This window comes from Candidatus Poseidonia alphae (assembly GCF_943787815.1).
Classification (GTDB): domain Archaea; phylum Thermoplasmatota; class Poseidoniia; order Poseidoniales; family Poseidoniaceae; genus Poseidonia; species Poseidonia alphae.
The window spans coordinates 52,321-69,013 of record NZ_CALSNW010000001.1 but is presented as its reverse complement, the minus strand read 5'-3'; the positions used below and the strand labels follow the sequence as shown (position 1 = coordinate 69,013).

Below are 16,693 nucleotides of genomic sequence, written 5' to 3'. Positions count from 1 at the left end.
GCAGATGCTTGGAATCATCATGGCCGGTGGCCAAGGTTCACGACTGAGGCCTCTTACCTTAACACGGCCAAAACCCATGGTCGAAGTTCTCGGTCGACCCGTTATCGATTTTGTAAAAGAGGCCATGGTCGATGCGGGTATTGATGAAATCATCGTTACGACCGGTTACCGAGGGGAACAACTTGAATCTCATGTTAACTCTTGGAACAACGCGAGCTCTGGCTCGCTTCTAGCATCCGTAAATCAGGAAGCAACTCCGATGGGAACTGCCGGAAGCGTGGGTCTTCTTCGTGATAAAATTCAGGCCACGTGTGTTGTAGGTTCTGGCGATTCAGTGGCCTCATTCGATATCAAACGCCTCCTCCAGCAACATCGCGACAGTGGAGCGAAAGTCACCATGGCACTCTGGGAAGTTGAAAACCCATCTGAATTTGGGATTGTTGGACTCTCCTCATCCAAAGACGGTGACGTTGATGGCTCTCTACGGTCGGGATATATTCGTCGTTTCAAGGAAAAGCCAGCCCCGCATGAAGCGTTTAGTAACGTGATCAATGCTGGTCTTTACATCATTGAGCCAGAAGTGATTGAGTTGATTCCTCAAGAGGTAAAATTCGACTTTAGTAAGCAACTGTTCCCTCTCGTTTTGGAGAAGGGTTGGCCCATGTATGCTGAAACCATCAACGGGGTTTGGTTTGATGTAGGACACCCTAAGGAGTTGCTAAGGGCACAAGAAACATTACTCAAGCAGTATGATGATCTCCCGTTTTCATTGCCTGAAGGTTCTTGGGTCGGTAACGATGGCTTTGTTATCGCAGGAGCGACGGTTGATGGGATGACCACGTCCTCGGTGATCTCCGAGTCATGTGCGATTGAAAGTTCAGCTTCCGTAACCTCCTCTCTTTTGATGAAAGGATGTCATGTCGGCGAAGGTGCTACGATAGTCGATTCGATTCTTGGACAGAATGTTCGAGTCGAAACGGGCGCTTCTCTTACGAATTGTGTTGTAGGAGACGGTGAAACAATTTCTGCTGGTGACTCCTTCAATGCAGCCCTTCTACCACCGCCGGAGTAACACTTGTCGGCATAGCCCATAAATAGGACGCAATCGGCCCGAAGCACATGTCAAAAGCCACTGAACCCGTACGCAGTTACGACCGCACATGGGAAGAGATTGAAACCATGCTTGACAAAGCAACTGTCAAGATGATTCAGTGGAAGGAATGGTATGAGGAATGCAAATCCAACAAAGACAAGCAGGGTATGAAGGAATCTGCCCGCAATCACAAGGCTTTGCAGGGCGTTGTAAAAACACTCAAATGGACGCTTGGTGAAGAAGGCGTTTCCGACCCACTCAACTGAATTACCAGCCGCGTTGGTCCATTCGGACTTCTAAGGTTTCAAGTTCGTCGCCCTTCATTGGTTCTCCGGCCATCATAGCCATTGCTTCAGCGACTTTGCTTGCATCATCGTAATGGGCGGTTGCCATCACAATTGCATCAGCCATGGTCTTCGGATCGGTTGACTTGAAAATTCCTGAACCCACAAAAATACCGTCCATTCCCATACGCATCATGAGCGATGCATCTGCTGGAGTGGCTATCCCCCCTGCCGAAAAGGTGACGACGGGAAGACGACCAAGTCGGTTCACATCGTCAAGGACGCTGCGAATTCCATCGTGCATGGTGGAATCAATGGGTCCAAACGGTGTCATTTGGTGCGTTCCGGGAAGGGTTGAATGGTCGGCAAGTACTCTGTAGCGTTCCATGATCATTTCAGTAGCCAAGTCAAGTCCTCGGTCATCGAGTGTTTGTATTTGGCGAATCTCTTGGTCGATCAAGCGTGCGTGCGTGACTGCTGCTACGACGTTTCCGGTTCCAGCTTCTCCTTTGGTCCGAATCATTGCAGCGCCTTCCCAAATTCTTCGGGTTGCTTCTCCTAAGCCGGTTGCTCCGCAAACAAATGGGATTTCATAGTCCTGTTTGTTGATGTGGAAGTAAGGGTCAGCGGGTGTCAAGACTTCGCTTTCGTCAACCATGTCAACGCCCATAGCCTCGAGAATCCGAGCCTCTCCTTCATGTCCAATTCGGGATTTCGCCATAACTGGAATGGAGGTGCAGTCCAAGATGCCCTGTATCATGTCTGGATGACTCATACGGGCGACGCCTCCGGCCTTGCGGATGTCTGCTGGCACCCGTTCAAGGGCCATTACCGCAACGGCACCCGAATCTTCTGCAACCGCAGCCTGTTCAGCATCAACAACATCCATAATGACGCCACCTTGTTGCATGCGGGCGAACCCACGCTTGAGCAATTCGCTTCCTTGACGGAGGGTTGAGAAGTCAGTTTTCATATGTGACACACCTCATTGATAACGACGACCTTTATGACGCTTGGTTTGGCTCCGTATGGAGTATGTCTTCAATCAGCGAGGACTGGTGAGTCCCCTTCTGCAATTTCAGCATCAATGGATTCTTCGGCGTTTCGGTCAATCCACGCTTCTTCACCATCAGGGACATCGGTGTCGGCAAAGATTGCGTCAACGGGACATTCTGGGATGCATGCGCCACAGTCAATGCATTCATCGGGGTCGATGACCAAATAAGTGTCAGCTTCCCTGAAGGCTTCAACAGGGCAAACAGCAACGCATTCTTGGTATTTGTGATCAACGCAAGCGGATGTGACGACGTGTGGCATGGGTATTCCTCATTCACCCCATGAGGGATGTGTACTTAATTTCTTGTAAAGTTAACATCGTCCATCAGCCGTCGAAACTCAGGAACTTTTACTCTTCATTCATCTCATTCCACTGGTGTCCATAAAAGTTCCACTGTTCGATGGTCCAACCTTCGGGCAAGCCTGTGGCCGGTAACGGTCGCGGGGTATCCGCATCGGGAGTGCTGAGTTCTGGTAGCGTTTTTTCCAAGTGGTCAGCCTGTGCTAAAGTCGAACCGTTTTCATTCAGGATTCGTCCCTCGTTCGGCAGGAGGTCGTCCCTGGAGCGTCCAGTCATTACGAGGTAAATCAGCATCCAGGTTCCAATCGCCATCAGGAGATAGCCGAGTGCAGAACGTGAAGTTATTTCTTCAAACAAACCAGAACGGGATGTTGGGGTTGGTTCAGAATTGTTTTGCTGCTCCTCGATGGATACGTTGAGTGTTGCATTGCTATCGTTGCCGTCAGTCGTTGTTATCCCCGACGGGGTTGAGTCACAACCATCCGGAACTCCATCGCCATCGGAATCGACAGAATCGTCACTCCCTGGGCACTGTTCGAGAGCATCGGCTGTCCCATCTCCATCTGAATCGATGAGGTCATCACATCCATCCACAACCCCATCGTTGTCTTGGTCTGTTCCATCATCAAAACCTTCACAACGGTCTTCGCTGTCTCTCACTCCATCCAAATCGGAATCTACGAAGGCGTCGCAAGCATCTGGAAGACCGTCTTGGTCCAGGTCGAGCAAATCATCTCCAATCCAGCATCGGTCGTACGGGTCCATGATTCCATCTGCATCACTATCGTCGATGCAACCGTTTCCATCTCTGTCCCACTTCCAAGCGTATTCTTCTGGACAGGTATCGGTCCAATGTTCGAGGTAAGACCCCGGGGTTAGGTTTTTGTCTGCGAGACCGGGATGATCTGCTTCGTATCGGTAACCTTTGAACAACATATTCGCCGTTGTTCCTGCAAGGTTTCCAGGCGGCAACTCAAGACTCTGTTGAAACGTGCCGTTGGCTCCGATTGGATTGATGTACGACCATACCACTTCTCCATCGGGAGAGACTTCTTGGAGGGCGCCCATGGTTCCAATCGTGACCATGACATTGCCATTCGACAATCCTTGAGCGCCTGAGACAACGGGCGCATACATCCCTTCTGGACTCCAGGTCCACGATGGGGCCAAGGGGCCAAATGTCCCGTTTGTGAGTATGGAGTAATGGCCATTTTCATGGTCGGGATTTAAAATTTCAACGGTCGAGTATGGAGTTGAACGCCCAGCACCGTTGTTGAAGAGTATGATGTTTCCTTCCTGCGTATGCCCCTCTTCAATCCATTGAACATCGTGCTGACCGAAGAGTTGTTGGTCGCTTGAAAGGCCCTTTTTGTAAACCTGAGGGTTTCCCCACCTGTAAAGGAAATCTCCACCCTTCCCGTATGTCCCACCTTCATGTCCTGCAGCTTCCTCTGTGGTCGTGCTGTGGTCAATAATGTAAAATTCATCCATCCCTCTGCATGAAATCATTATTTGGTCCAATTCGGCGTTGTAATCAATGCTGTTGCAGTGCATCCAATCAGCCCTCCCAGCCTGGTTTCCGGATTGAGTGACGTAGTTGATGTTCAACAACTCAGGATGCTCTTCCACAGCACCGTAATTGTCCTTGGTGGGGTCGTAATCTTGTACGAGATGGTCCCATGCATGCCACCGCCATACGATGTTTGCATCGTTTGAACCAACCGGTTCAATTTCAATAATTTGGTCGGGCCAAATGTTGCCTTGACCTCCGGGCGAATCGCTTGCTATTGCTGGGTCCCTTCCGGCTTGCAAGGCTTCTTGCTCGCTCCTGTCTTCCCAAGCAATGGCCAGAATGTTTCCGTTGGGTAGGGGTTCAATATCGTGATGGGTGATCGCCGATGTGGATGAGTAGTCCCAAGACCACATCAGTGTGCCATCCCATCCGATTCGCTCTATTGTCCCACCAATGCCGCCACCGCTGAAATTGCCTGGTGACTCGTTTCCAATGTTGCCAGTCCTGAGGAGACTTCCGTCGCTGAGCATGTATGCTGATGCACCGGGTCGATGTTCTCCTGGTGAGCGCCAAGAGTTAATTTCTCGCCCCTCCTCATCAATGAGGTAGGAGGTATTGGATGGGAATGGAGAAAAGAGAGTGTAGCCGCCATGGGATTCATTGGTACATGAAATCAAACCAACGGTCCAATGTTCTCGTTGTGCATTGCATTCCGGTGCATGGTTGAGTGGAATCGATTGTTCTTCAGATGCCTCAGCTTGTACCAGAATGACTGACCCGAACATCAAGGCAGTGAGGACGATTGCTTTCATTGAAGTGGTATTGATGCCATCACTTCCTTTCAAGGAGGACCCCATCACCAGGATTTGAAGGTTGGTGGGTGGATGCTTTGGCAAGAATTGAATCAAATTCAGTCTTGATGGTTTGTCCCGGATATACTTCGATTTTGATTTGTCCTTTGATGGTATCAGGCTTCGAAGCATCCGATAGGATCACCTTTCCAGCGATGAGTGCATTCATGTCAATCCTGAAATGCAGGGTATTGCTTTCATCCATTCGAGCGTCAAACTCTTTGGAAAGGAATGCTAAGTTGTCAGGCCCAAGACGAGCAAAGGACTCTAGCGCTGCAGATTTTTTCTTGCAAAAAGCAGCAACCATGTGCATCTCCGAGCCGAAGTGTGACGTTGTTCGTTCCACCTCAACCCATGATTCGTCGCCGATAAGCCATGCTACGGCGTCTGCTACGGCATCAACATCGTCAACAGCACTCGCCGTTGCTCTCCAGGTGATATGATGCAGGCCCACATCCTGCGGGTGACCTTGGGGGTCATGAGGTTACCGAATCTGCGTCCAAACAGAACAATCCTTTCAATGCTGTGAGATTATGATGATGAGGCTCATTCAAATAGGGGAGGTTAGTGGGCGGAGTGCAAGTGGGGTAGCCCCCGCAATACACGAACCGAGTTGAACAATATGGCAAAGAAAATCAGTGCAAAGGCACGTGCACAAGCACGTAAGCAACGGGACAAGTGGAAGACAAAGCGATGGTACACCATCCGAGCACCTCGACACCCTTGGGATTTCAAGCGTATTGGCGAAACAATCGGTGAATCCGATGAGCATATCATCGGTCGTGTTTACGAAATGACTCAACAAGAATTCGGCGGAGATTTTTCGAAGATGCACGTCATCCTTCGATTCCGAGTGACGGAATGTGTTGGACAAGATGCATTGACGACTTTCATCGGCCACCACCACCAAACCGATCACATTCGCCGTCAAATTCGCCGGTACCGTGGCAAGGTTGACGACGTCGTGGACGTCGTCACCACAGACGGTTACTTGGTTCGAATGAAGCCACTGATCATCACGCAACAGCGCGTTCAAACTTCGGTTAAGCAGGACATGCGTACCAAAACCCGAGAGATCATCATCGCATTCGCTGCTAAGAATACCTATGCATCGGTACAAGATGCAATTCTTGACGGTTCGCTGGAAGAGGACATCCGAAAGGGCGTCAAACCAATTTATCCAGTCCGCTCCGTCGCTATCCGAAAGAGCCAACTCTTGCAAGACGGTGTTGTGACAACCTCCGGACCGACCCTTGACGAAATTCATGCGCAAGAAGCTCGTGATGATGCTGAATTCAAGGCCAAGAAGGCTGCAGCTCTCGCTGCAGCTATGGCCGATGAAGATGATGGTGAAGACGCAGAAAGCGACGAAACCGTTGAAGATGCTCCAGAGGAAGCAGCACCTGTTGCTGCAGCCGAAGAAGTCGTTGAAGCGGCAGTTGTCGAAGAAAAGGTAGAAGCAGCAGTTGTCGAAGAAAAGGTAGAAGCAGACGCTCCTTCCTATGACAAGATGACCGTCGCTGAACTCAAGGAACTTCTCAAGGCCGCTGGAAAGCCTGTCTCTGGAAAGAAGGCAGACCTCATCACACGCCTATCAGAGTGAACCAAAACCTCATCTGAGGTTACCGACGGGTTTTTTGATTGAGTCAATAGAGCGTATGTTATGGGCAACAGGACCTCTGCACTTCTGTTGTTCATTGTCTTCATTCTCCCAGGTTGTACTACTGGCCTCATTGAATCGTCATCTGGAATTGAGGAACCCTTGTTGGAAGGAGTCGAATGCAACGGCCAGGTTGACTTGTGTTCTCGATCGTATGACGATGTGACGTTTCCTGAAACACACAATGCTTTTGCGACACATGAAGATGGAATCATGTACCCTGCAAGCAATCACCAAACCGGCCTTGTTTCTCAATGGAACGCTGGCGTTCGTGCATTTATGATCGATACACATTATGAAAATCTCAACGACGAAAGTCAGGGAAACGTCCGGTTGTGTCATGGCGATGATGACCGTGGGACAAGCCCTTGTATCTATGGCGGCATTGATGCAGTTTCATGGTTGTCTTCTCTAGCAGCGCTTATGGAAGATGCTCCAAACGATGTCGTTACATTATTGGTGGAAAATTACGTCCAACCAGAACATCTTGCTGCTGTATTTCTTGAATCCGGACTGACCGAGCATGCATTTGTTCACGAGCTCAATTCCCCATGGCCAACACTTGAGCAAATGATTGCTTCAGAACACCCACTTGTCGTCTTCTGGGAACAATCAGCAGATATCAATTACCCATGGATTCACGATTTTTTAACCCACAGTTGGACCACAAATTTTGCTGAAGAGAATCCTGAAGATATGAACTGCGACCCGCTGCGTGGCGACCCGAAACAATCCGTTTATCACATGAATAACTGGTTGAGTGGTCCTCTTGGTTTGTCAGACCCAACTCGGGGGGATGAAGCAAACAATCCGGATTTCCTCGTTGTTCGAGCCAAGGAATGCTGGCAGCAGCACGGCAAGCGTCCAACATTCGTGGCGGTTGATTGGTGGGAAGACGGGGATGTCGTTGAGGCGGTCCAAACCATCAACAGCATGAATGGATGGGAATGAACGCCCGTCAGCCTTCCGCAGGGTTCACATGGTGGTGCTCGCTCAGCGTGGTATGTTGCGTTTGGGAATTATTGGGGGCACGGGTTTGGTGAACATGAACCTTGATGAACGGTTCTCAGAGCATGGGATTACAGTTGTTCGCAGAGAACTTATTGAAACGAATACGCCCTATGGCCCCGTTCCTTTGACCTGCATCACCCTTGACGCTCAAGGCGTAGAGAAAGAATTGATTTTTCTCCAACGCCACCACAATGAGAGCGGGCATGGTTGCCCTCCCCATCAAATCAATCATCGAGCCAACATGCGTGCGATGCACGATGCAAATTTAGACGGAGTTATGGCGGTTTGCTCGGTTGGCGCAATTGATGCGTCTTTTCCGCCTGGGAAGGTGGGTCTAGCCGAACAATACATCGATTTCACGGGTGTTGCTTCTACGTTCCACGATGATGAGTCGGTGTTTACTTCCGTCACCATTCCGTTTGATGCATCCATGAATGACCGGCTCGATGCTGCTTTAAGAACGAGTCAAGGGTTCGAACCTGCTGAACGAATGCGTTACACATACTGGTTAACTCAAGGTCCTCAGTTTGAAACAAAGGCAGAGGTCAATGCCATTGGTTTGCTTGGTGGCGACATGGTTGGGATGACGATGCCGAGAGAAGCGAAGCTCGCCAAAGAACTCAATCTCCCGTATGCGGCCGTTTGCATCTCCTCAAACTGGGGGGCAGGTAGAGAACCGGGGGATGATACCAAAGATCTCAATCACGAGGAAGTTTCAGCACAAGCAAACGACCGCTTGGAACCCATTTGGGCCTGCTTGCTCGAACTTCTGTCTTGACGCAAACCTCTTGGTTTGCCGACAAGAGCCTCCGATATGGAAGGACGCAACGTTGACCAATGGATGAATCATGAACCACAAGATGAATGGGAATCGATGATGAAACGTGTTGCAGCCTTTCATCACAAGCATGATTTCGCAGGGAAAAACGGTCATGATATGGGGTACAGGATGGCCCTCACCATCGAAGAACTCGGAGAATTAGCAGCCGCAATTACGAAAGGAAAACCGCTCCATGAATGTGCTGAAGAGATGGCTGATGTCCTTATTCTTCTCATGGGTCACAGTCTGGCGATGGAGATTGACCTCAAAGCTGCTTTTGAGAAGAAGTATCAGCGAATCATGAAGCGAGAAGCCCTTCAAGGACGACTCGGCATTCGTGTTACAGAGTACCGGCCCGAATGATCAAACAATCCAATGCTGAAAGGTCATTGCATGTTCATCCCGTTCTCCCGAATTGACGTGTCGCTCCCCGAGTAAGTAGAAGCCAACATCGGAGATATCGGGTGCAAATGTGTCGGCGTTTTCCACAACGGTGTGAACGATGGTCCGATGGATTTCTTTGGCGTGTTCTAAAAATAGAGCATAGATTTCTCCTCCACCAATGATCATAACTTCTTCATTCTCCGCAAGTTCCAAAACCTGTTCAAAGGTCATGCACTCGATGTTGTCAACGCCTTTTCTTGACATCACAATGTTGCGCCTGGAGGGCAGTGCTTTTCCGAGACTGTCCCAAGTTTTTCGACCCATGACAATTGATTTATTGAGTGTGATTCTCTTGAAGTGTTGAAGGTCAGTGGATTGCCTCCATGGTAAATCCCCATCCTTTCCGATGGCACCTTGTTCATCGCAGGCATATATCATGGAAATCATGTCATCACCTAGATTGAAATTGGAGCTTTGATGTGAGGGTGGTGATTGTAGCCAATGATTTCCATGTCCTCATAGGTAAATTCATCGATGGATGAAATGTTTTGATTCAACTTCAATCGTGGAAGAATCATTGGTTCCCGGGTGATTTGCAACGCAGCTTGTTCAAGGTGATTGTTGTACAAGTGTGCATCACCGAGCGTGTGAACAAAGGTCCCTGCTTCAAGTCCACACACCTGAGCCATCATGTGAGTCAGAAGTGCATAGGATGCAATATTGAACGGCACCCCAAGGAACACATCAGCACTTCTCTGATAGAGTTGGCAATTCAACTTCCCCTGAGCCACATGAAATTGGAAAAAGGCATGACAGGGCATGAGCGCCATTTCTTCCAATTCACCAACATTCCAAGCCGATACGATGATTCTCCTGCTGTTCGGATTGGTTTTGATGGCCTCGATTGCTTGTTGGAGTTGGTCAATGACCTCACCGTCTTTACCCTCCCACTTACGCCACTGCTTTCCATAAACGGGCCCTAAATCTCCGTTTTCATCAGCCCATTCGTTCCAAATTCGAACGCCGTTCTCCTGAAGATACTTGACGTTTGTATCACCCTTGATGAACCAGAGCAGTTCATGGACGATGGATGGAAGGTGGAGTTTTTTGGTGGTGACCATGGGGAATCCTTCGCTTAAGTCAAATCGCATTTGGTACCCAAACACAGATTTTGTTCCGGTACCGGTACGGTCGCCCTTGTCAACCCCGTGTTCCAAAATGTGCCGCATCAAATCCAAGTACGCTTTCATCTTGTCACCTAACGGCCGTTCACCGCCGAAAGCACTTGAGGCTTCTTACCTTACTCCAAGGCGACATGAGCGATGAATCTTGTATCATTTGGGTCGCTTGGTGAGGCGAGGTATGCATTGATTTCATCGCTTGGAATACGCACTAGATAAGGTTCGATGTGGACTTGGACTTCCTCATCCGTCCAACCCTTGCACGTGTAACACCTCCGTGAATGCTCCCCAATGGCCTCCAAGGCATCTTGATAGACGCCGTGCTGTAGGAGTTCATTGATGCATTCAAGACGTTCATAATCCTCCTCGGTGATGTTTGAACCATGCGGGACATTCCTGATGCTATCACGTAGATTTTTACGCATCAAGGCTAATGTAACCGGTGTTTGTTTTGCGGGCCAGCCAGAATCCGCCAGCAAAACAAGCGATATGACGGTGTCAATGATGGCACATGTCGGTGCATCGCTGGCTACAACAACGCAGGGCGACGCCATCATAGAGCCATCAAACATGTAATTGACCAAGTGCTCGTTACCGTCTTTGTAGTATCGTTCAACCGTAGCACAGGGGTCGATCATGAGGCTCGGATTATCATCGTAGGTATGGATGACAACTTGTTTTCTATCGTTCATGCGGACATACCATTCGCATGACTGTTCAATCACGTTTGCAAGCAATTCAAACGCCCGAACCTCAGCTGAAATTTTTTCTTGGAGTGTACTCCTCGGGAATTTTACAAGACCTAAGGCTGTCGCTACTTCAATCACACAAGAATGCAACGCCAACATTAGATAAAGTCTCAGGGAGCACCAAGCGCTTTGAGTGACTCCATCAATTGGTCGGTAAAGTTCCGATACAATCGGGATAACTCTGCCCGAACCTCATGGACTTCAAGCGTCGATAGTGCGTTGAGACTTTCGAAGGTATGGTTGCCTCCCGATTGATGTCCAAGCCAAGAATACCAAGAAATCGGAACTCCCGCATTGACGCTAAGGGGCCTCCATAAGCGGGGAAGTTTATGTTCCTGGGGCGTCATAAACTGACGGGAACCTCTGATGGCGAGAGGTACAACGCTGGCGTCAGGGTAGGCGGCAGCTAACCGTGCAACCCCTGTTTTCCCAGGTAACAAAAACGGTTCCTCTGTCCGTTTGGACCGCGTCCCTTCGGGGAATATTCCGAGTGCTTTACCACTTGAAAGAACGGTTGCTGCACTCGCCAGTGCTTCGTTCCCTCCCTTTTCGCGCTGCGTTTCTATTTGTCCAGTCGCCTTCATTACAAATCGGACCAAAGGTTTGCTAAAATGCCCGTCCTTCGCAAGGTAGTGAGTTGTTCTACGTGCGGCAGCAATCACGGCGATGGGGTCAACGTGAGATAGATGGTTTGCAGCGAGAATGGTCGCCCCTGTTCTCGGGATGTTTCCCGCCCCACGGATCTTCCAGCGTAACAACGGTCGCAATAATGGAGAGAGGAACATTCGGAGGATGCTGTATGCTGGCGTCGAAGAAACCGAGGGTGGATAGGGGAGTATTTCCCAATGTTCCTTGAGTTGAAGCCACCCCTTTTCCACCCCTTCGGAATGCTCCATGAACCACACATGCGGTGGATTTGGTTTTGATTGTTCTTCCTCTCTTGTGGGCCAAATGAACATTTGAGCAGGTCATACGGTCCAACGACAACGGTCAAAGGCTACATCGTGAAGCCAAAACCATGCGAGATGCTGCGAAGGGTAGAGGACTGTCCGTCTTGCTCACCAGTACCTTGGTTCTCATCCTGTTCCATCCTGTGGCTCTTGCAGAGAGTGCGTGGGATGAAGATGGATGGTTGCAGACATCATACGGCACAGACCGACTGGAGTTGGGAGATGAATTTGGGTGCTATGGTATGCCGGGGCTGAGTTGGTACAACGACCCGGGTGCAGTAGCCCAATCCTGCCAGTCATACATCACAGAACGGATCAACGCAAGCCAATGGGGCGTCCACCCCCTCTCAACCTATACTCCATCAACCCTGACCATGGCTCAGCATGAGCGAATTGCTTCCCAAGGATTTGCCGTCCATGGTGACGAAAACGAACTCGAAGACTCAGCATGGCTGAATTCTACAGATACTCCAAAGGATGTATGGGATTGGTATAATCTTGGGCGACGAGGTGGAAGTTTGGAAAAGGGCATGGCTTCTCTTGATTCCATTCAAGAAGAAATTTCAGAAGGAGGCCTTGTCAATCTGTATTGGATCGGTCGCGTTAACGATGCTACCGTTCGTCACGATCGTGAAGTTCTCACCTATCTGAATGATGCGGAGGATGTTTGGCTAACCACGTGGGGTGAAGCATGGTCGTATTGGTCCGCCCATCGGTGCTATGAATTCAGCCATAGTTCGGAAGTTACCGATGAAGGTTCCATCTTGAGGTTTGAATCACTCGTCACAGAAGCTTGCACTTCCGGTGAACTTGTGGGTTGGAATCTACCGTTGACTTGGAAATTAAATACGAGTTCTGCGGATGTTTCAAAGGTCCTGATATCCGGAGATGAGGCGCTTCTATAGAGGGCGAAACAAATGCGATGCAAGGTTGGCGGCAGCAGGACGACGGTGTTGTCCTCCTCTCGGTAAAGAACGGAGAGCCCGTTGAACTTCATTTCAACGACTCAGAACTCGAATATGATGTACTCGGATTGACCGAATTTTGGAACAATCATTCAGCAGCAGTAACCATTGCAGGACATGAAACGAGTGACTTGTTCAAATGGTCAAAACGTTTCCTTGGCGACGATAATGTACGGTTTACTTGGCTGTTAACGCCACGTTCTTCAGAAGAAGGTGCGGCATGGATGCCCTATGCTGTGCTTGGAGTCGCCTTTGCGTCAACGGTGGGTATGATGGCCGTTCTCGGAAGAGAAGGAATTGGCCCTCTTAGCCAATTTTTCGGTGCAGGTTCGGAACCATCGAAACAACCGGATTCTGTACAGATGAAGCGAAGCCTTGATGCTGAAGAGTAATCGACAATCACATGGAGGCAAACACCATGGGCGACCAGGACATCACCATCGATCCGTGGGGAAGTGCGCAGTCGACTGATTATGACCGTATCATTGACCAGTTTGGTTTGACTCCCCTGAACCCCACAACGATTTCAGAACCGTCTCGTCTTCATCGTCGCGGAATTGTTTTTGCTCACCGCGACCTCGATGTAGTCCAAGAATCTCAGCGAAAAGGAGACCCCTTTGGTGTGCTGACTGGACTCATGCCCAGTGGTCAGATGCACCTCGGGCACTCAATGGTCATTGAACAAGTGAAATGGTTCCAACATCAAGGTGGAGATGTTACCATAGCCGTTGCAGATTTGGAAAGCCAGGCTACACGAGGTGTCGGACTTGAACAAGGTCGTAAGATTGCCCTTGAGGAATACATCGCTAATTATGCGGCTCTAGGTCTCGACCCTGAAAAGACAAACGTGTACTTTCAATCAAGGCGGCCAGTGGTTCAGCGACTCGGTTTCCAACTGGGGAAACGTACCAATCTGAATGAATTTGAAGCCATATATGGCTTCAACGGTGAAACCAACCTTGCCCACGTGCAAGCGCCGTTGGTTCAAGTGGGGGATATTTTGCATCCGCAAACGGAAGAATATGGCGGTCTTCGTCCGATTGTTGTTCCAGTTGGCGTCGACCAAGACCCTCATCTCCGATTAACTCGTGGTCTTGCAAGCAAGACCAATTGGTTCAATCTCAAAGACGCCTCATCCCGAGGCTTGATCATCAGCCTTTCAGTTCACGATGAAAACGCTGCTGTATTCGGCCAGATGCCTAACGGTCGGATTGACCGGTCCAAAGTCGAGCAAGTATTCTCTCAAATCGTTGAGTCGTTGATGAACCTCGGGTTCTCCGATATCATGTCAAGCCCAAAGCAAGGAACGGTCCACGTCCCCTCCGCAACACAACGAGACAAACATGGTATTCGCATGGCTTTGTTATTCCTTGAGCGTCAATTGGGCGGTCCAGGGCTTCTCGCACCTTCCTCTACCTACCATCACTTTGCCGTCGGAATGACCGGGGATAAGATGAGCAGCAGTAAACCCAAGACAACCTTGTTTCTCAAGGACGATGTTGGGACCGTAGAGAAGAAAATCAAGCGGGCTTTTTCAGGCAGCCAAGCAACGGTTGAGGAGCACCGCCGGCTTGGTGGAAACCCAGACATTGATGTAGCCTACCAGTACATGATGTATTTCTTTGAAGACGATGACACCTACCTCGCTGAAATCAATGCAGGTTACCGAGCCGGCAACATTCTTGCCGGTGAAATGAAGCAGCTGTGTATTGACCGAGCCACAGAATGGATGTCGAACCTCCACGAGATGCGGGATCAGACAGCGCATTTGCTTAACGATTTCCTCGCAACAGATTCGGTTTAATCCAATTCTTCGGCTGAAAATACGGCAGGGTCCGGCCCAACGGGCAATTCTGCGAGTTCTTCGTCGGTAAGTTCCCTGTCAACCGTGTCCGAGTGGAGGATCATCGAATGTCCATGAGGGTCCAAAAGGACCAGAGTGATCGGTTCATCAATCTCTTCTTCTTTCAGTGATTCAAGCCTTGAAAGCATCATGTTCAACGAACCCATTTCATTGATGAGTTCCAGGCGACTGGTATCGTCCTCTGCTCGTAGAATTTCAGCCTCATGACCTCGCTTTACTAGATTGATGACGTCAATAAAACGATTCAAAACCCCCTCCACATTCGATACGTAGCCTGTTGAGTTCCCACCCGGATTCACTTGAAGGTCAAGTTCTGGTATTCGGACGGTACACGACGAAGAGCGAACCACTCGCGCACTGAGTCGTTGGGATGAATTCACAAACAATGAACAGCCACCCGGCTTTTTTCCTTCGGCTGGGATGAAATCCGTTTGCCGCCATCCGCATTCGTGGCATTGAACAGTTACTTGCGTGTGTTCTCCAAAATATGGAATTTCATCAACATGAGCAATCATCTTGACCGTGCCGCTTACCGAACAGATCGGGCAAGGGATGTCAATGTCCTGTTCGTCCATCAATTCACATCCGTAAATTCACTTCTATCAACGGCAAATCCTTCCATTTCTGTTCCCTTGAGGCCACGGCAGCCTTCCGGTAAAAGCATCAGTCGTGTTTCTGTCATCTGAATAATTTGGCCATGGAGGTCCCCTTCGATGAAGGTGTGAAGGCGATTCAATGCTTGAGTAAATTCGGTTTTGCGTTTGATCAGCCGTTTCATCTCGACAATGCAGCCGTGACCCTCAGCGACCCAATCCATGAGTTGATGGCATCCCGTCACGTCATGGAGTGTTGCATTGTGCATGACCATCCCGTCTTCTTCAACGGGAACGGGTGCATTTGGGTACATGAGGTCTAAATCATGGAATGTCATTGATGACGTCGGGGGGCTGGAAACTGCTTCATGCTCGGAACTCGGCATACGGAACCTTCGCAGTTCATCGTTTCCAGTAGCTTCTTCGTTTTGGGGCATGGATAACTTGTTCTCTGCTTGTTCAAGGAGGTCCAAATCCGGCATGACTGGAACGATTGTTTCCTTTGCCGGAGTGCGAATAGGGGGTTCTTCAGGGGCTCCTGAAAATCGATCCAAGGAGGATTGAGCCTCGTCCGGAACCTTTGCCTTCTTTCTTCGCACAAAACGACCAAGATGGAGGGGCTTCATCAACACTCCCCTTCATTCCCGTCTCAGCGGTCAATAACGGGGTTTGGACCCCAACTCCGACATTTCGTGACCTTCATAAAGGACGTCACCAACCGTAATCTAGAGCCTCAAGGTTCAAAGAGTGTCAACGGAAGGGAAAATCATGACCGAACAACAGGGCGTCCTCAAAACCGGAACAAGTACCTTAGGAATCACTTTCAAAGGAGGTGTAGTTGTTGGAGCAGATCATCGAGCCACAATGGGACATTTCATCGCTAACAAAAGCGTGCAAAAGTTGTTCAAAATAGGAGATAACCTTGCTCTCACAACGGCCGGTCTCGTCGGACACGCTCAGTCACTCTCCCGAACACTCACTGCTGAAGTTGCTCTGTTTGAACTTCGTCGGCAACAACCAATGACCGTAAAAGGTGCTGCAACACTCACTGCTAACATTCTATCAGGGCGCCCTCACTGGGTTCAACTGCTCATCGTGGGCGTCGACGCCGACGGTGGTCATGTCTATTCCATCGATTCCGCTGGTGGTTCAATTCCCGACGCATATTGTGCAACAGGGTCCGGTTCTCCTTACATGTACGGTGTGCTTGAAGATGGGTTCAGCGAAGGCATGTCCCAATCGGATGCATTAAAACTGGCAGCCCGCGCCCTTTACGCGTCAGGCCAACGTGATGCAGCCTCCGGAAACGGTATGGACTTAGCAGTTATTACACCCTCATCTGGCTATCAACAAGTCTCTCAAGAAGACATAGCAAAGCTCCTCAAGTGAGCCTCCTCCAATTCCTGCGGACATTCCGC

The 16,693-nt window shown here is 49.7% G+C and carries 20 protein-coding genes; 10 read left to right on the top strand and 10 right to left on the bottom strand.

The features are described from left to right. The first annotated feature begins 4 nt into the window (after positions 1-4). Together AAA857_RS00375 and AAA857_RS00370 are read left to right on the top strand one after the other, a co-directional pair. On the top strand, positions 5-1,072 hold the full coding sequence (locus AAA857_RS00375; RefSeq protein ID WP_338171934.1) for an NDP-sugar synthase: 1,068 nt from the start codon (positions 5-7) through the stop codon (positions 1,070-1,072). 47 nt (positions 1,073-1,119) lie between these two features. Next, on the top strand, positions 1,120-1,359 hold the full coding sequence (locus tag AAA857_RS00370) for a hypothetical protein (RefSeq protein WP_338171932.1): 240 nt from the start codon (positions 1,120-1,122) through the stop codon (positions 1,357-1,359). A 1-nt stretch (position 1,360) separates the two neighbouring features. On the opposite strand, the gene pdxS is transcribed toward AAA857_RS00370, so the two are convergent. The 4 genes from pdxS to AAA857_RS00350 all read right to left on the bottom strand — a co-directional run bounded on the left by pdxS (position 1,361) and on the right by AAA857_RS00350 (position 5,552). Continuing rightward, positions 1,361-2,350 (bottom strand): pyridoxal 5'-phosphate synthase lyase subunit PdxS, encoded by a 990-nt coding sequence (pdxS, locus tag AAA857_RS00365; protein ID WP_338171930.1) that lies wholly within the window; start codon positions 2,348-2,350, stop codon positions 1,361-1,363. Positions 2,351-2,418: 68 nt separating this feature from the next. Next, positions 2,419-2,694 carry a ferredoxin family protein gene (locus AAA857_RS00360; RefSeq protein WP_338171928.1) on the bottom strand — a complete coding sequence of 92 codons (276 nt, stop codon included), beginning with the start codon at positions 2,692-2,694 and terminating at the stop codon, positions 2,419-2,421. A gap of 88 nt (positions 2,695-2,782) precedes the next feature. Then, positions 2,783-5,104 carry an aryl-sulfate sulfotransferase gene (locus AAA857_RS00355; protein ID WP_338171925.1) on the bottom strand — a complete coding sequence of 774 codons (2,322 nt, stop codon included), beginning with the start codon at positions 5,102-5,104 and terminating at the stop codon, positions 2,783-2,785. Then, positions 5,079-5,552, bottom strand: a complete 474-nt coding sequence (locus AAA857_RS00350) for an RNA-binding domain-containing protein (protein WP_338171923.1) — start codon at positions 5,550-5,552, stop codon at positions 5,079-5,081. Before AAA857_RS00350 ends, AAA857_RS00355 begins: the two co-directional genes overlap by 26 nt. 168 nt (positions 5,553-5,720) lie before the next feature. On the opposite strand from AAA857_RS00350, the gene AAA857_RS00345 reads away from it, so the two are divergent. Genes AAA857_RS00345 through AAA857_RS00330 form a run of 4 tightly spaced genes read left to right on the top strand, consistent with a single transcriptional unit; the run spans position 5,721 to position 8,952 of the window. Next, positions 5,721-6,701, top strand: a complete 981-nt coding sequence (locus AAA857_RS00345; protein ID WP_338171921.1) for an SAP domain-containing protein — start codon at positions 5,721-5,723, stop codon at positions 6,699-6,701. A 60-nt stretch (positions 6,702-6,761) separates the two neighbouring features. Then, entirely contained in the window at positions 6,762-7,709 is a 948-nt protein-coding gene (locus tag AAA857_RS00340; RefSeq protein WP_338171919.1) for a hypothetical protein, read from the top strand. Further along, on the top strand, positions 7,696-8,547 hold the full coding sequence (locus tag AAA857_RS00335) for an MTAP family purine nucleoside phosphorylase (protein ID WP_338171917.1): 852 nt from the start codon (positions 7,696-7,698) through the stop codon (positions 8,545-8,547). The genes AAA857_RS00340 and AAA857_RS00335 overlap by 14 nt, the downstream gene beginning before the upstream one ends. 36 nt (positions 8,548-8,583) lie before the next feature. Then, positions 8,584-8,952 carry a MazG nucleotide pyrophosphohydrolase domain-containing protein gene (locus AAA857_RS00330; RefSeq protein WP_338171915.1) on the top strand — a complete coding sequence of 123 codons (369 nt, stop codon included), beginning with the start codon at positions 8,584-8,586 and terminating at the stop codon, positions 8,950-8,952. On the opposite strand, the gene AAA857_RS00325 is transcribed toward AAA857_RS00330, so the two are convergent. The 4 genes from AAA857_RS00325 to AAA857_RS00310 all read right to left on the bottom strand — a co-directional run bounded on the left by AAA857_RS00325 (position 8,953) and on the right by AAA857_RS00310 (position 11,799). Beyond that, on the bottom strand, positions 8,953-9,420 hold the full coding sequence (locus tag AAA857_RS00325) for a dihydrofolate reductase (protein ID WP_338171912.1): 468 nt from the start codon (positions 9,418-9,420) through the stop codon (positions 8,953-8,955). Positions 9,421-9,428: 8 nt separating this feature from the next. Further along, positions 9,429-10,223, bottom strand: a complete 795-nt coding sequence (locus AAA857_RS00320; RefSeq protein ID WP_338171910.1) for a thymidylate synthase — start codon at positions 10,221-10,223, stop codon at positions 9,429-9,431. A 50-nt stretch (positions 10,224-10,273) separates the two neighbouring features. Next, positions 10,274-10,846, bottom strand: a complete 573-nt coding sequence (locus AAA857_RS00315; RefSeq protein WP_338171908.1) for a hypothetical protein — start codon at positions 10,844-10,846, stop codon at positions 10,274-10,276. A 167-nt stretch (positions 10,847-11,013) separates the two neighbouring features. Continuing rightward, entirely contained in the window at positions 11,014-11,799 is a 786-nt protein-coding gene (locus AAA857_RS00310) for a lysophospholipid acyltransferase family protein (protein WP_338171906.1), read from the bottom strand. Positions 11,800-11,921: 122 nt separating this feature from the next. On the opposite strand from AAA857_RS00310, the gene AAA857_RS00305 reads away from it, so the two are divergent. Genes AAA857_RS00305 through AAA857_RS00295 form a run of 3 tightly spaced genes read left to right on the top strand, consistent with a single transcriptional unit; the run spans position 11,922 to position 14,622 of the window. Beyond that, positions 11,922-12,758: a hypothetical protein gene (locus tag AAA857_RS00305; protein ID WP_338171904.1), complete on the top strand. Its 837-nt coding sequence runs from the start codon at positions 11,922-11,924 to the stop codon at positions 12,756-12,758. A 17-nt stretch (positions 12,759-12,775) separates the two neighbouring features. After that, positions 12,776-13,210 carry a hypothetical protein gene (locus AAA857_RS00300; protein ID WP_338171902.1) on the top strand — a complete coding sequence of 145 codons (435 nt, stop codon included), beginning with the start codon at positions 12,776-12,778 and terminating at the stop codon, positions 13,208-13,210. Positions 13,211-13,236: 26 nt separating this feature from the next. Beyond that, positions 13,237-14,622 carry a tryptophan--tRNA ligase gene (locus AAA857_RS00295; RefSeq protein WP_338171900.1) on the top strand — a complete coding sequence of 462 codons (1,386 nt, stop codon included), beginning with the start codon at positions 13,237-13,239 and terminating at the stop codon, positions 14,620-14,622. Here the strand turns inward: AAA857_RS00295 and AAA857_RS00290 are convergent. Continuing rightward, positions 14,619-15,257: a ZPR1 zinc finger domain-containing protein gene (locus AAA857_RS00290; RefSeq protein ID WP_338171898.1), complete on the bottom strand. Its 639-nt coding sequence runs from the start codon at positions 15,255-15,257 to the stop codon at positions 14,619-14,621. The two genes, AAA857_RS00295 and AAA857_RS00290, sit on opposite strands and share 4 nt — an antisense overlap. Further along, positions 15,257-15,901 (bottom strand): hypothetical protein, encoded by a 645-nt coding sequence (locus tag AAA857_RS00285; RefSeq protein WP_338171896.1) that lies wholly within the window; start codon positions 15,899-15,901, stop codon positions 15,257-15,259. Before AAA857_RS00285 ends, AAA857_RS00290 begins: the two co-directional genes overlap by 1 nt. A 142-nt stretch (positions 15,902-16,043) precedes the next feature. Here AAA857_RS00285 and AAA857_RS00280 point away from each other — a divergent pair, with 142 nt between their 5' ends. Beyond that, a complete protein-coding gene (locus AAA857_RS00280) occupies positions 16,044-16,664 on the top strand; it encodes a proteasome subunit beta (RefSeq protein WP_338171894.1) in 621 nt (206 codons plus the stop codon). Positions 16,665-16,693 lie beyond the last annotated feature (29 nt).

Bases quoted from the DNA above. Each gene is read 5' to 3' on its own strand.
- AAA857_RS00375 (WP_338171934.1), top strand. From the start codon at position 5: ATGCTTGGAATCATCATGGCCGGTGGCCAAGGTTCACGACTGAGGCCT.
- AAA857_RS00370 (WP_338171932.1), top strand. From the start codon at position 1,120: ATGTCAAAAGCCACTGAACCCGTACGCAGTTACGACCGCACATGGGAA.
- pdxS (WP_338171930.1), bottom strand. From the start codon at position 2,350: ATGAAAACTGACTTCTCAACCCTCCGTCAAGGAAGCGAATTGCTCAAG.
- AAA857_RS00360 (WP_338171928.1), bottom strand. From the start codon at position 2,694: ATGCCACACGTCGTCACATCCGCTTGCGTTGATCACAAATACCAAGAA.
- AAA857_RS00355 (WP_338171925.1), bottom strand. From the start codon at position 5,104: ATGGGGTCCTCCTTGAAAGGAAGTGATGGCATCAATACCACTTCAATG.
- AAA857_RS00345 (WP_338171921.1), top strand. From the start codon at position 5,721: ATGGCAAAGAAAATCAGTGCAAAGGCACGTGCACAAGCACGTAAGCAA.
- AAA857_RS00340 (WP_338171919.1), top strand. From the start codon at position 6,762: ATGGGCAACAGGACCTCTGCACTTCTGTTGTTCATTGTCTTCATTCTC.
- AAA857_RS00335 (WP_338171917.1), top strand. From the start codon at position 7,696: ATGGATGGGAATGAACGCCCGTCAGCCTTCCGCAGGGTTCACATGGTG.
- AAA857_RS00330 (WP_338171915.1), top strand. From the start codon at position 8,584: ATGGAAGGACGCAACGTTGACCAATGGATGAATCATGAACCACAAGAT.
- AAA857_RS00325 (WP_338171912.1), bottom strand. From the start codon at position 9,420: ATGATTTCCATGATATATGCCTGCGATGAACAAGGTGCCATCGGAAAG.
- AAA857_RS00320 (WP_338171910.1), bottom strand. From the start codon at position 10,223: ATGAAAGCGTACTTGGATTTGATGCGGCACATTTTGGAACACGGGGTT.
- AAA857_RS00315 (WP_338171908.1), bottom strand. From the start codon at position 10,846: ATGAACGATAGAAAACAAGTTGTCATCCATACCTACGATGATAATCCG.
- AAA857_RS00310 (WP_338171906.1), bottom strand. From the start codon at position 11,799: ATGGAGCATTCCGAAGGGGTGGAAAAGGGGTGGCTTCAACTCAAGGAA.
- AAA857_RS00305 (WP_338171904.1), top strand. From the start codon at position 11,922: ATGCGAGATGCTGCGAAGGGTAGAGGACTGTCCGTCTTGCTCACCAGT.
- AAA857_RS00300 (WP_338171902.1), top strand. From the start codon at position 12,776: ATGCAAGGTTGGCGGCAGCAGGACGACGGTGTTGTCCTCCTCTCGGTA.
- AAA857_RS00295 (WP_338171900.1), top strand. From the start codon at position 13,237: ATGGGCGACCAGGACATCACCATCGATCCGTGGGGAAGTGCGCAGTCG.
- AAA857_RS00290 (WP_338171898.1), bottom strand. From the start codon at position 15,257: ATGGACGAACAGGACATTGACATCCCTTGCCCGATCTGTTCGGTAAGC.
- AAA857_RS00285 (WP_338171896.1), bottom strand. From the start codon at position 15,901: ATGAAGCCCCTCCATCTTGGTCGTTTTGTGCGAAGAAAGAAGGCAAAG.
- AAA857_RS00280 (WP_338171894.1), top strand. From the start codon at position 16,044: ATGACCGAACAACAGGGCGTCCTCAAAACCGGAACAAGTACCTTAGGA.